The organism is Micromonospora sp. D75 (genome assembly GCF_018070405.1).
In the GTDB taxonomy this organism is placed as follows: Bacteria; Actinomycetota; Actinomycetes; order Mycobacteriales; family Micromonosporaceae; genus Micromonospora; species Micromonospora chalcea.
In genome coordinates this window covers 1-12748 of the sequence record NZ_JAGPXV010000100.1, presented here as the reverse complement: position 1 = coordinate 12748, position 12748 = coordinate 1, and the positions used below count along the sequence as shown (strand labels likewise).

Here is a 12748-nt window from a genome sequence, read left to right as displayed (position 1 = left end):
GGCTGATGGTACGAGCGCCGTCCGGCACCAGACCGGCCCGGACCAGCCGGTCGTAGTTGAGCACGATCACCTTCAGCGCCTCGACCGGCCGGTCCACGAACGCGTCGGCGCCCCGGCCGATGGTGGTCTCGGCGACCACGGCCCGGCCGAGGTCCTTGGCGCCGTCGCCACCGAGCCGGGAGCAGCCGTAGGTGTCCCAGTCCTCGCCGTCGCGGCTCATCGCCAGCACCAGCGTGCCCTGGGCGGCGCGCTTCGTGTCGGCGCACGCCTCGCGCAGGTCGGCGCCCGGCTCCATGATCAGCACCACCAGCCGCCGGTTGCCGATGACCCGCTCGGCGGCGGCCCGGTCCAGGTCCACCCCGGGAGCGGCGTAGACCGACGAGACGCGCACCTGCCGCGCGACCGGCCCGTCCAGGATGCCGCCGGACCACAGCGCCCAGCCGGCCAGCGCCAGGCAGGCGAGCGTCGCCCGGCCGAAGGCGGTGCCGACCAGGCGGCCGAGCAGCCGGCGCGGACCGGTCGCCGCCGCGCCGCGCCGGGCGGGCACCCGCGCGGGCCGGGTCGCGACGCCGCTCACGACAGCCTCGCCCGCAGGTAGACGTCCGGCCGGTAGCCGGGCATCCGCACGTCCCGGGCCACGTCGTCCAGCTCGGCCGCCGCGTCGGCCAGCAATTCGCGTACGTGCCGGTCGGGCAACCCTTCGCCCAGCGCGTCCCGGGCCGCCCGCAACCGGCCCACGCCCCGCACCAGCGCCGGGTCGGTGCGGGCGTCGGTGAGCAGCGACAGCTCCACCGCCAGCGCGGAGAGCCCCGCCAGCCGGGCCGGCGTACCGCCCGGACCGACGTCGGCCGGACGGCGACCGCTGCCCCGCACGGTACGGATCGACAGCGCCACGAAACCGGCCACGCAGGCGGCGAAGATCCAGGGCAACGCCGGCAGCGCCACCCGCAGCGGGTCGAACGGCCGGTACGGCAGCGGCCGGTCGAACAGCCCCGCGTACCGCACGTCGGTCACCTGGCCCAGGTACGTGGCGAGCACGTTCTGCTGCGGGTAGGCGTACCGGCCGAGCCGGCTGCCGAACTGGGCGTAGAAGCTCGCGCCGGCCACCTCGGCGAACTCCGCCGCACTCGGACCGTGGTACTCGATCCAGTCGCCGTACATCACCAGGAGCGGCTGATCCGGGGCGAGCCGGTGCAGCGCCGGCCCGTACGCGGGCAGCGGCTCCCCGTACGGCTGCGCGGGCAGCACCACGAACCAGGCCCCGTCCGGGAACGCGCTGCTCGCCGCCTTCTCCGGCAGCTTGGTCAGCGTGGCGCCGGGGCCCACGTACCGGCCGGTGGCGCGCAACGCGGCCACCATCGGGGCCAGCTCCGGACCGGTCGGTTCCCGCCAGCGCAGGTCGTCGCGGTCCGGCGGCGTCGGCTGGTCGTGCAGCGTCGCCAGCAGCGTGAGCAGCGGGCCGGTCACGTCACGGGTGGCGAACCGGGCCCGCCAGCCCGGCAGGTCGTCCGGCGAAGCCACGTAGAGCCCGCCGCTGACCTCGGTGCCGACGATCCGGATCTCGGCGTTCTCCACGTCCTTGACCCGGCGGCGTTCCGCCTCGTCCAGACCGGGCGGGGCGACCAGGATCCGGGTGCCCCGGTCACCGATGGCCGCCCGTACCCGCTGCTCGTCCCAGCGCGCGACCGCCCCGGGCAGCCGCACCACGGGTTCGGCCGCGACCAGCGCCGTCATCTCCTCGACCGACGGCACGCTCGCGTCGCTCAGCTCCCCGGCCGACCCCTCCTGCGGCAGCGCGCCCGCCGACGGGGACCGCCCGTAGCTGACCTCCACGCTCTGCCGCTGCGCCCCCAGGAACACCACGAGCACTGCCGCCGCGGCGGCCAGCAGCGACCAGCGCACCAGATCCCGGCGTACCGGCAACCTCGGCGCGGTCACCGGCCGGCCCGCCACAGCTCGTCGGCCCGGCGGGCGTGCTCGGCCGCGGCCCGGGCCGCGTCGGCGCCGCCCCGGGCGGCGGCGAGCATCTCGGCCCGGGCCAGCAGCCGCTCCGCCTCCGGCACCGCCGTCGGGGCCGCGTCCCGGCTCACGGTGGCGTCGTGGATCGCCGCCCGCGCCGAGGACCAGGCGACGCGCCGGCCCTGCGCGCGGGCGCGTCGCCGGGGCAGCAACGCGGCGAGGAACCCGGCCGCCAGGGCCACCACGCCCCCACCCAGCCAGGGCAGCACACTCGCGGTCATGATCCCTTCCTAACGCACCGCCGCCAGCGGCGCGCGCCGAGGTACGCCTACGACGACGAATAGCCCTCGTTGAACCCCTCGATGAACCCGCCCGCGAACCCGGACGCGACACAGCCGGCACAGCAGAGGATCACCAGCAGCGCCGGCACCGCCACCCACAGGACGATCGCCCACCTGTTCGTCGGCTGCTCCGGCTGCGGCGCGTACGCCTGCGGCGGGTACTGCGGCGGCGGGTACTGCTGCTGGTACGGATCCGGCTGGTACGGATCCTGCTGATACGGGTCGTGAGGGTACATCCGGCCATCGTGCCCACCGCCCTCCACCGCCCGGAAGATCCGTTCGGTTCGCCGGACATGCCACGACGGCCCGTCGTCACGCCCGGTGCGCGTCCAGGTGGGTCAGCACCGTCTGGTTGGCCTCCCAGCCGTCCGGGAACTTCACCGGCACGTCCAGGTGCACCCGCTCGGTCGACGGGTACGCGTCGAGCAGCTCACCGATCCCGGCCCGGGCCACCACCACGCAGGCGTGCCGGTGCCGCGACGCCAGCACGCACAGCCGCCCCGACTCCAGGTGGAACGCGGTCGCGTCCCGCCGGCCGGAGAGCGGGTGCAGCACTATCGTCACGTCGTACTCCCGGCCCTGGAGCCGGTTGGCGGTGTCCACGGTGATGCCCGCCCCGGCCGTGCCCAGCCGGGACCGGATGGCCGCGACCTGGTCGCGGTGCGCGGCCCCGACGGCGATCCGGTCCGCGGTGACCGGCGCGCCGCCCGGCGCTGCTTCGCTCACCGCGACCGCGCCGCGCGCCAGCACCCGGCGGCCACCTCCACCGAGGCGTCGTAGGCGTCCCCCGGACCGGGCTCGGTGAACGTCAGGACCCGGTCGGCCGGCCCGGTGCCGGCCCGGAACCCGGTGAACGGGTAGAACGCGGCGGACACCACCGGCGCGGCCGAGTCGGGCAGCCGCCACGACACCGGCAGCCGGTGCACCGGCAGCTCCGGGTTGTGCCGCAGCAGCGTGGCCACCGCCGACTGCATCGGATCCCAGGTCAGCCCGGTCCAGCGGAACGTCTCCACTGTGGAGAACGGATCGAGCTGCCCGGGGTCGCCGACGAACAGCGCCCGCTCGAACCGCCCCGCCACGCGCAGCAGCGCGTCCGCGCGCATCTGGTACGCCTCGTCCACGATCGCCCACGGCCAGCTCCCCTCGGTGACGGTGGCCCACTTGGCCGCCGTACCGATGGTGACCGCCGGGCCGCCCAGGTCGGCGACCTTCGCCGCGACCCGGACCGCCGGATGCCCGGTGACCCGCTCGGTGGGCCGGTAGTCGGTCGCGGAGAGGCGCCCGACGCGCAGGTCCGGGGCCTTACGGCCGAGCCGGTCGATGAGGTCGTCCACCTGCTCGTTGGTCTGCGCCACGATCATCAGCGGGTCGCCGGTGGCGGCGATCTCGACCGCGGCGCGGACCACGAGGGTGGACTTCCCGGCACCGGGAGGCGAGTCCACGACGACGCCGCGGTGCGCCCCCTCCCGGAGGTCCCGCAGCACCCGTTGGATCACCTGCTCCGCTTCGTGCAAGGAAGGGCCCCCTTTTAACGTCTCCGGTAGAGGCGGGGCCCCTTCTTAACACGCGCCGGGTAAGACTGCGGGCATGAGTCAAGCGCCGGTGCTCTACCTCATCGTCTGCGCCGCTCCCCCGGCCCAGCGGATCGGCATAACCCGCCGATCTGATTACTGAGGGCCGGCGTGTGTGTTCACCCGATCCCGGCGTGCTGACTCGACTGCCACGCGCTCGCCGTCCGGCTGGCGACTGCCTCAACGAACTGATCTGCCGGGTTCAACGACACGCCAGCCGACTGCACCCGCCGACAGGACCCGAGGAAAGCTCCGTTCCGTGACCCCACGCAGCAACTTTCCGGCCTACTTCTTCTCTGCTCGGCCCGGTTGGCCGACCTGAGTTGATACCACCGATCGTCGCGACAGTGAGCAGGACACGCCCTGCTCACCTTCCGACAACGCGCAGTACTCGGGTAACGTGACGCCACCTGCGCGCAGAAACTACGCATTACTTGCGGAGCAAGCTACTGCAGTTTCTCGACCAACGACGAAGCGAGGAGCCTCAGATGTCGGCACCCAAGCGCCAAGCGGTAGTACTGCTCAGCGGCGGTCTGGACTCCGCCACGGCCCTCGCTGTGGCCGTCAAGGAGGGCTTCGAGACTAACGCCCTGAGCTTCCGCTACGGCCAACGGCATACGGTAGAACTCGATGCCGCTGCTCGGGTCGCTAAGGCACTGGGGGCGACACGGCACGTCGTTGCGGACATCGATCTTAGGTTGTTTGGCGGCTCCGCCCTGACCGACGAAGCCCTCGCCGTGCCCCACCATGAGAGCGCCGAGGAGATCGGGAGCGAGATTCCCATCACCTACGTGCCCGCGCGGAACACCATCTTTCTGTCGTTCGCGCTTGCCTGGGCCGAGACCTTGAGGGCGTCCGATGTCTTCATCGGCGTGAGCGCTCTCGACTACAGTGGCTACCCGGACTGCCGACCTGAATACATCGAGGCATACGAGCGGATGGCAAACCTCGCCACCAAGGCCGGAGTCGAGGGCACTCAGCGCATGAAGATCCATACGCCCCTCATCAACCTCACGAAGGCAGACACGATCCGGCTAGGCCTCAGCCTTGGCGTTGATTACTCCCTCACCCACAGTTGCTACGACCCGATTGAAGGACACCCTTGTGGCACCTGCGACTCCTGCCTACTCCGCACTAGAGGCTTCGCTGAACTCGGCATGTCAGACCCCGCGGTCGGCAGAGCGGCATGAGACCCGCGTACCGCATTAAAGAAATCTTCTACACGCTCCAAGGCGAAGGTACGCATGCTGGGCGACCCGCTGTCTTCTGTCGATTCACGAGTTGCAACCTCTGGACCGGACGCGAGGCCGACCGACACCGCGCCATATGCCAGTTCTGCGACACAGACTTTGTAGGCACTGATGGGCCAGGAGGGGGTCGCTTCCAGTCAGCCCAGGACCTGGCGGCAGCGGTGGCGAAGGCGTGGGCCGGTGCAGCCCACCCGAGGAGCAGACCATACGTTGTCTGCACTGGCGGAGAGCCGCTACTGCAACTCGATGCCGCCGCTGTCGACGCCCTTCATGACGAAGGCTTCGAGGTGGCTATCGAGACGAACGGGACTCGGCCCGCACCCGCTGGCATCGATTGGATCTGCGTCAGCCCGAAGGCCGGCAGCGAGCTGGTTCTCACCGAGGGTCATGATCTTAAGCTTGTCTACCCCCAACCGGGGGCAGAGCCTGAACGATTCGAAGATCTGAACTTCGCTAACTTTCTCCTTCAGCCGATGGATGGGCCCGACCAAGCAGCGAACACCCGGACCGCCATCAGTTATTGCCTCGCCCATCCTCAATGGTCGTTGAGCCTGCAGACACACAAGTACATCGGGATTGCTTGATGGAAATCTTCCGTGAGTTCACCTTCGAAGCTGCTCACCGCTTGCCGCGCGTGCCCGAGGGGCACAAGTGCGCTCGCCTCCATGGGCACTCCTATCGCGTTGAGGTACACGTACGCGGCGAGGTCGGAGCGTCGACCGGATGGGTGATGGACTTTGGCGACATCAAGGCAGCATTCCGGCCCCTCCTGGACCAACTGGACCACTACTACCTAAACGAGGTGCCGGGCCTCGACAACCCGACCAGCGAAGTGCTGGCGCAATGGATCTGGGCGAGACTTGTCGATCAGTTGCCGCTGTCGGCCATCATGGTCAGGGAGACCTGCACCTCGGGCGCTGTCTACCGAGGCGATGCCTCGTGACGGAGGCGATGGCCGACGAAAGTTCGCCGGGCGTCCCTGCAGACAGCAACAGCCCGTCGCAGGCGCCAGCTCGCGTTCATATCGTCGTCACCTGCGCAAATCGCAAGAACCTGGCAGTGCCTGCGGCGCTGCGGGTCAGGGCGCTTTCGAACTACGCACCTAGGCAGAAGCTCGCAGAGTGGACCCGACGACTGTCCGAACCTAGCCAGTCTTCCACTGCCGCAACGTCGCTCTATGCTGGCGAGCACTGGGCCATAGCACGTCAGCTGGTCAACCCGAGAAGCGTGGAGACGCAACTCTGGATCTGCTCCGCGGGGTACGGACTGATCCCCGCCACCGCGCAGCTTCGCCCCTACGCCGCGACCTTCGCGTTGCGCGAAGCAGACTCGGTCGGACAAGGTTCGACCGAGAACCGCGACTGGTGGCGGGGACTAAGCGAGTGGGTTGGCCCGGAGCCCGGTACGCCCCGATCGTTCTACCACCTGGCCCGAATGAATCCCGACGACACGATCATCGCCGTCCTATCGGATACCTACCTTCGGGCGTGCAGTGATGACCTACTGAGGGCGGCGGGGCGGCTAGGCGACCCGCAACGGCTGACAATCGTTGGGCCGGCTCAGTCGGACCCCGACTTGGACGAGCTCGTCGTCGGCGTGACCGCTCGCATGAGACCGGCAGTCGGCGGCAGTCTGCTCGCCCTTAACGTGCGCGTTGCGCAGCACCTCCTCGGCCGAGTCACCGCGGAGCATCGCACCCACCGCCGCTCGTACTTCCGGGCGTTGGCCCACGAACTGGCAGCCGCCGCGCCCCCGCCGCCGCCTCCGATTCACCGTGAGCGCATGACCGACGACGAGGTTAAGGCCTTCATCCGGCCACTGGCGGAGGCCGGGCCAACCTCGGCAACGCGCCTGCTCAGACAACTACGGAACTCCGGCAAGTCATGTGAGCAGGCACGTTTTAAGCAACTGTTCGATGAGATCTCGCTGGAAGTGCACTGCTGATGGCGCCCTCACATGACTCGAAGAACATCGCACGTCGTGCGCTGCGAATCGCTCAGCCGGGCACTCCAGCGCTCTACCTCTTCGCACTGCAGGCAGAAGAGGTACTCCAAATCGGAGATATCTCCCGCGTCAGCCGAGACGATGCCGGGAAGTTGATCGGCTACCAACGCCCGCAGGTACGGAAGCACATACAAGAGATCGTCGAGTACCTCGACACCGAGGCCGCCGTCTTTCCCAACCCCATCATCTTGGCCCTCTCGTCCAGCGTCCGGTTTCAGTCGAGCAGAGGGCCAGGTGCCGCAGATGGACTCGCGACCTCCGGGCTACTTAGCATCCCCCTGCCGCAATCCGGCAAGCCGAAGCCCGCATGGATCGTCGACGGACAGCAGCGAGCCCTGGCGCTGTCCCGTACCCAACGGCAGCAGTTTCCTGTACCAGTCACGGCGTTCGTAGCGGACAGCGTAGGTTTCCAGCGCGACCAGTTCCTACGTATCAACAACACGCGTCCACTGCCGCGTGGCCTGGTGACCGAACTCCTGCCGGAGGTCGACAGCCCGCTACCACCGCGACTCGCAATCCGGAAGGCACCCTCGGCGCTGTGCGACGTCCTGAATGCCGACAAGGCATCGCCGTTCTACGGGCTGATTAAGCGGGCGTCGACCAACCGGCAGCAGGCACCGAACGCTGTTATCACAGACACCGTCGTTGTCGAGATGATCCAAGAGAGCCTCACCTCACCGGCCGGTTGCCTCTTCCCCTACCGCGACGTCACGCGCAACGAGACAGACTTCGACGGGATCCTCCAGGCGCTCTGCACATATTGGTCAGTAGTGCGTGACACGTTCCCCGAGGCATGGGGCAAGCCGCCAACCAAGAGCCGCCTCATGCATGGGGCCGGCATACGAGCTATGGGACGGCTGATGGACCGCGTGCTGGGCACGGTTGATCCACGCCTCCCCGAAGCACCCGAGTTGATCAGCAAACACCTCGCCGTGATCGCGCCGCATTGCCAATGGACGGGAGGAAGGTGGGACGAACTCAACCTTCGCTGGAACGAGATTGAGAACGTGTCCCGCCATGTACAGGAATTGTCCAATTATCTCATCCGCGTCTACCTGAACGAACGGGCGGGAATTCGATGAAATTCTTCTTCCCCGACAGCCAGGACCAGGTAGACCCCACCTTCGACTTCCTAACAGAGGAACGCGACCCGTTCCGAGTGCGCCAACGCGATGACCTGTACGCCCACGAAGTGCTGAAGCCACCGCCGTTCAACGGCCTCTTGGTCTCCAAGGCAATCGTAGATGGGACTGTCGGCACCAGCACCGGCAAGTACACCCTGCCCCAGCGCCACAGGCTTTACCGGCAAGGGGCGCGTGAGTTCTTCCGCCTCGATAATGGCAGCGCGCCGTTAAAGATCATGGGTGACTGCGGAGCTTTCTCGTACGTTGGCGAGGATTATCCTCCCTACACTGTCGAAGAGGTTGTCAGCTTTTACGAGGGGTGCGGGTTCAACTACGGCATCTCCGTCGACCACGTCATCTTTCAGTACGAGCCGAAGGTCCTTCGTACCGACGAGGCAGCCAAGGAGTGGGTCCGACGGCAACAGATCACCCTCGATCTCGCGGCAGAATTCTGGCAACGTTGTTCAGCCAGCGACGTTCACTTCACGCCCCTTGGAGTGACTCAGGGTTGGAGCCCGGAGTCATATGCCGATGCAGTGGTGGAGTTGCAACGGATCGGGTACCGACGGATCGCGGTCGGGGGCATGGTGCCGCTGAAGACGAAGGAAATCCTCGCTTGCCTCCGCGCCATCGACGATGTACGCCTGCCCGACACCCAGTTGCACCTCCTAGGCATCAGCCGCGTCGACGAAATTCCAACCTTCGCTGGCCACGGCGTAACGAGCTTCGACAGCACGTCGCCCTTCCGTCAGGCATTCAAAGACGACCGGGACAACTACTACGCGCTCGATCGGACTTTCGTGGCGCTTCGCGTCCCTCAAGTCGACGGGAACGCGAAGCTCAAAGCGCGGATTCGCTCCGGTGAGATCAGCCAACGGCAGGCCATGCTGCTCGAGCGCGCCGCGCTAGCCCGCCTTCGCGAGTTCGATAGGGGAGAAATCCCCGTTGAGGCCGCGCTGGAGGCACTGGACGCCTACAGCGCGGTATGGGACGGCAAGGCAAACAGAAGTAGTCAGTACCGAGACACACTTGAGAACCGGCCGTGGCAGGAATGTGATTGCTCGATCTGCAAGAAGGTGGGTATCGAGACAGTCATCTTCCGTGGGGCGGAGCGCAACAAGCGCCGCGGTTTTCACAACCTACACGTATTTGGGCAGCGACTACGCCGGCACCTTGGAGACGACGATCATGATTAAGCAGGGAGACGAGAGCACCATGGCCGCGACCTCTGGGATCGTCCTACACCTTCCGGCGCTCGAAATCAGCCAGGGGCCAGACCGGCGCCTGTACACGTTTGCGGTGGACGGCAAGCAAGTCCCGTCCTTCGCCGCTGTCTCGCGCGTTAGGCGAGACAGCCAGCAGCAGCTGCACGGCTACCAACGGCCCGAGGTCCTGGCCCACGTGGCGGCGATTCGCCGCTACGTGGAGTCTGATGACAGCCCACTACTGCCGAACGCAATCGTCGTGGCCTTCGACGACCGGGTTCGCTTCATCCCTTCTGCAGAGCACAGCGACGGGCCTGGCTACGTTCGGATGGGGACCCTAGTCGTACCCGTGAGTGAGGACTGGGAGGACGCCGACAAGCCTGGCTTCATCGTGGATGGTCAGCAGCGTTGCGCGGCCATTCGGGATGCGGCGGTCTCGGCGTTCCCAATCTGCGTCACCGCCTTCATCACCGCCGACCAGGCCGACCACCGATCGCAGTTCATCCTCGTCAACTCCACCAAGCCCCTCCCTAAGGGCCTAATCCATGAGCTGCTTCCGACGGCGTCTGGCCCACTGCCGAACCAACTGCGCGTACGGCAACTCCCCGCGACGGTCCTTGAGCGACTGAACTTCGAAGAGCGTTCGCCGCTACGTCACATGATCCAGACGCCAACCAATCCCACGGGCGTCATCAAGGACAACTCCATGCTGCGCATGCTCGAGAACAGCATCTCGGATGGGGTCCTGTACCGGTTCCGCGGAAGCGACGGGGCACTGCCCAACATTGGACTGATGGTGACCGTACTGAGCGACTTCTGGACAGCCGTGCGGGAGGTATTCGGTGAGGATGCCTGGGGCAAACCCCCTCGCAAGTCGCGCCTGATGCACGGAGCCGGGATCATCAGCATGGGCTATCTGATGGACGCCATCGCCGACACAAACGGCAGCGGCGAGGACGTGCCGGACACTCAGGGATTCGCTGCCGGGCTGAAGACCGTAAAGGACTACTGCCGCTGGACCGAGGGCACGTGGGATCTGGGCGATGGGATTCCGCGCCGCTGGAACGATGTTCAAAACACCCCTCGGGATATTCAACGAATCACCGACTTCCTGGTTTCCACATATTATTCCAAGCAGGGACGGCGGCACGACCGGTCAAGCCGGCTCTTTTAGCCGCACCTCCCGTCGAGACCAAGGTCCAGGAGTCTAGCGCCGGACTGGCTGCGACCAGCCGCTGAAATTTGCCGGTTGTCCTTGGCCCTACTACTGGGCAGGGCCAAGGACAAGCATTGCCCGGCGGAATGCTGACAAAAGGCAAACGGCGGGGATCCGAGCACGACTTGGCGTTCTAGGAGTTAGTCGCAGCCGGGGAAAGCGAATGCTCTAACGCCTGCAGGAATGAGGTCACCCCACGCCCCCGCGGCAATATCTGTCTACTTCTTGGGCGTGCGGCATCGATGGCGCCGGTAGCGGAATGGGAGGCATGCCAGGTGTCAACGATCAGATAGTCAGCGCGACGCGCGAGCGACTGCAGCGCCGTTGTGGAGACCGTGTCGGCATTTCCCTCCACCGCTTTAAGCGAGCAGAGCCGCGACAGCCGCTTCTCAAGCGATTCTGCCGCTCTCGGTAGGAGCGAATACAGCCCGACTACTCGACCATCAAGCTGTCGCCACGTTCCGTCGGTCTCCTCCGTCGGCTCCTGCACGATCTGAAGCGGCATGCCGACCTCTTCGGCCAGCACCTCCAACTCCGAGCGCTGTCGGAGGTTGAGCCGCTTCTGGAAGTCCTGGCCCCTACCCAGGACCTCCATCACGGTGGCGGCCCGGCTGCCGAGATCAGGAGCAGGAGTATTGAGCAGGACTTCGACCAGGCCGAGACCCCAGTCGAACACGGTTGGCGAGGCCACCCGCCGCCAGAGCGTGCCCACCTGGTCCAGCAGCTCCCGATAACGCGTCTCCGCTGGCGCCGCCTGCAGTAGTTGATCGAGCAGAACGAGGTACGCCTCACGTACCGGTGCGCTCATGTTCTGCTGGTCCGCCAGCACTACCAGGACGGTGTCGCAGAACTCCACCGCCTGTGCTGTCGAAGCCGTGTCCGCAGCGGCCAGACAGAGGAGGTCAAGCACCATCGCCACCTGGTCCGCGTTGGCGCCCGTCCAACCGTCCAGCACATCGCTCGCTAGTTGGCTCAGCTTGGAAGCCTCCAGCGTTCCCAGCCCCTCCCATTGTGCGTGCTGCGAACGCAAGACCTCCGCCGCCTTCGGCCAGCGATCGTCCCGGCTCAGCCGGGAGGACCATTCGACCCAACCTTTGCAAGTGCTGTCGACGAATCGGGCAAGGTCGTCGATGTCACGGTTCAGCCGCCGGTCGAGGCTTATCCGTTCCTCGACGACGAGTGCCTGGACGATCTCGAGCACGACGGACCCGTTCGCGTGGTCCGCGATGTCGAGAACGGCCTGGACGGCGAACTCTGCGATCTCAGGGTCGGCGGTGTTGAGGAACGCCTGAATAACGACCTCGTACTGTCCGTCCTCGAACAATGCGCGGACATCGGCGCCTCCGGTTGTTGTCGGCTGAGCGGCAGGCTGCGCGAGCGCGCCCAGGCGGTGCAGCCGCTCTCGTTCGGCGTCGTCAGCGACGTGCAGCAATCGCTGAAATCGCTCGTCGTCACCTCGCGTCAGAGCGTCGACGGCGGCGACAGCACGGCCGCCTGCGCTGGCCGGGACGTCGACTGCGGCGGCGAGGGAGCCGTAGCGGGCGCCGAGGCCAGTGCTTTCGTACACGTCCTGTGGGGTGAGACCGGCCGCGCAGAGGTCGGCTACCTCGGTCCACCACAGCATTTCGAGGAGGACTTCGTTGACCGCACGAGACCGACGCGTCCGCAGCAGTTCGGCCAGGTACGGCAACTCGCGGAGCTCGCGCCACCGCCCGAGTTCGCCGAGCAATTCGATGCGCAGGAACCGGAGGTTCTCGGCGCTGAGTTGCCCGGTCAGGCGCAGGTCCTGCAGCGCCTGCTCGGCAAGTCGACTGTCCCGCTGCAGCAGAGCAAGTCGGAAGTCACGCAGCAGGTCGATGTGCGAGTGCCGGATCGGGCGTACCCGCGCGTCCCTCCCCCTGACGGTCGCGACGGCGTCTTCCAGCCGGTCGAGCAACTCCACGGGGGCGACAGCGGCACGGCGCACGTACGACACCTGCACTAGGCCCGCCACCTGCAGTGACCGGTCGGCCTGCTCCGCGGTGGAGAGCTGTACCGCCTCGATGGTCGCGGTCGCCGGGCCGAGGAACGCCTGTAAC

The 12748-nt window shown here is 67.1% G+C and carries 11 protein-coding genes and 2 pseudogenes; 7 read left to right on the top strand and 6 right to left on the bottom strand.

Translation table 11 applies throughout. The features are described from left to right. From KBX39_RS09065 to KBX39_RS09045, 5 genes and pseudogenes are all read right to left on the bottom strand, one after another. A pseudogene (locus KBX39_RS09065) lies at window positions 1–577 on the bottom strand (hypothetical protein); the annotation flags it as partial. After that, window positions 574–1938: a hypothetical protein gene (locus tag KBX39_RS09060; RefSeq protein ID WP_233514576.1), complete on the bottom strand. Its 1365-nt coding sequence runs from the start codon at window positions 1936–1938 to the stop codon at window positions 574–576. The gene KBX39_RS09060 and the pseudogene KBX39_RS09065, both read right to left, overlap by 4 nt. Then, on the bottom strand, window positions 1935–2240 hold the full coding sequence (locus KBX39_RS09055; protein WP_210869977.1) for a DUF6403 family protein: 306 nt from the start codon (window positions 2238–2240) through the stop codon (window positions 1935–1937). The genes KBX39_RS09060 and KBX39_RS09055 overlap by 4 nt, the downstream gene beginning before the upstream one ends. Before the next feature lie 47 nt (window positions 2241–2287). Beyond that, window positions 2288–2536, bottom strand: a complete 249-nt coding sequence (locus tag KBX39_RS09050; protein ID WP_104115682.1) for a hypothetical protein — start codon at window positions 2534–2536, stop codon at window positions 2288–2290. Window positions 2537–2612: 76 nt separating this feature from the next. Continuing rightward, window positions 2613–3814 (bottom strand): annotated as a pseudogene (locus KBX39_RS09045) (AAA family ATPase). 545 nt (window positions 3815–4359) lie between these two features. Here KBX39_RS09045 and queC point away from each other — a divergent pair. The 7 genes from queC to dbpB (KBX39_RS09010) are packed head-to-tail and all read left to right on the top strand — an operon-like array spanning window position 4360 to window position 10628. Continuing rightward, window positions 4360–5061, top strand: a complete 702-nt coding sequence (gene queC, locus KBX39_RS09040; RefSeq protein WP_210869975.1) for a 7-cyano-7-deazaguanine synthase QueC — start codon at window positions 4360–4362, stop codon at window positions 5059–5061. After that, entirely contained in the window at window positions 5058–5705 is a 648-nt protein-coding gene (gene queE / locus KBX39_RS09035) for a 7-carboxy-7-deazaguanine synthase (RefSeq protein WP_210869973.1), read from the top strand. Before queC ends, queE begins: the two co-directional genes overlap by 4 nt. Then, window positions 5705–6064 (top strand): 6-carboxytetrahydropterin synthase QueD, encoded by a 360-nt coding sequence (gene queD, locus KBX39_RS09030; protein WP_210869971.1) that lies wholly within the window; start codon window positions 5705–5707, stop codon window positions 6062–6064. Before queE ends, queD begins: the two co-directional genes overlap by 1 nt. Next, a complete protein-coding gene (locus tag KBX39_RS09025) occupies window positions 6061–7065 on the top strand; it encodes a hypothetical protein (protein ID WP_247660005.1) in 1005 nt (334 codons plus the stop codon). Before queD ends, KBX39_RS09025 begins: the two co-directional genes overlap by 4 nt. Next, window positions 7065–8207, top strand: coding sequence for a DGQHR domain-containing protein DpdB (gene dbpB, locus KBX39_RS09020; protein WP_210869969.1), 1143 nt, complete (start codon window positions 7065–7067; stop codon window positions 8205–8207). Before KBX39_RS09025 ends, dbpB (KBX39_RS09020) begins: the two co-directional genes overlap by 1 nt. Next, window positions 8204–9445, top strand: a complete 1242-nt coding sequence (dpdA, locus tag KBX39_RS09015; RefSeq protein WP_210869967.1) for a tRNA-guanine transglycosylase DpdA — start codon at window positions 8204–8206, stop codon at window positions 9443–9445. The genes dbpB (KBX39_RS09020) and dpdA overlap by 4 nt, the downstream gene beginning before the upstream one ends. Then, a complete protein-coding gene (gene dbpB, locus KBX39_RS09010; protein WP_247660004.1) occupies window positions 9423–10628 on the top strand; it encodes a DGQHR domain-containing protein DpdB in 1206 nt (401 codons plus the stop codon). The genes dpdA and dbpB (KBX39_RS09010) overlap by 23 nt, the downstream gene beginning before the upstream one ends. 175 nt (window positions 10629–10803) lie before the next feature. On the opposite strand, the gene dpdD is transcribed toward dbpB (KBX39_RS09010), so the two are convergent. After that, on the bottom strand, window positions 10804–12748 hold a 1945-nt coding region (dpdD, locus tag KBX39_RS09005), incomplete at its 5' end, for a protein DpdD (RefSeq protein WP_210869965.1).

Bases quoted from the DNA above. Each gene is read 5' to 3' on its own strand.
- KBX39_RS09050 (WP_104115682.1), bottom strand. From the start codon at position 2,536: ATGTACCCTCACGACCCGTATCAGCAGGATCCGTACCAGCCGGATCCG.
- queD (WP_210869971.1), top strand. From the start codon at position 5,705: ATGGAAATCTTCCGTGAGTTCACCTTCGAAGCTGCTCACCGCTTGCCG.
- dbpB (WP_210869969.1), top strand. From the start codon at position 7,065: ATGGCGCCCTCACATGACTCGAAGAACATCGCACGTCGTGCGCTGCGA.
- dpdA (WP_210869967.1), top strand. From the start codon at position 8,204: ATGAAATTCTTCTTCCCCGACAGCCAGGACCAGGTAGACCCCACCTTC.
- KBX39_RS09055 (WP_210869977.1), bottom strand. From the start codon at position 2,240: ATGACCGCGAGTGTGCTGCCCTGGCTGGGTGGGGGCGTGGTGGCCCTG.
- queE (WP_210869973.1), top strand. From the start codon at position 5,058: ATGAGACCCGCGTACCGCATTAAAGAAATCTTCTACACGCTCCAAGGC.
- queC (WP_210869975.1), top strand. From the start codon at position 4,360: ATGTCGGCACCCAAGCGCCAAGCGGTAGTACTGCTCAGCGGCGGTCTG.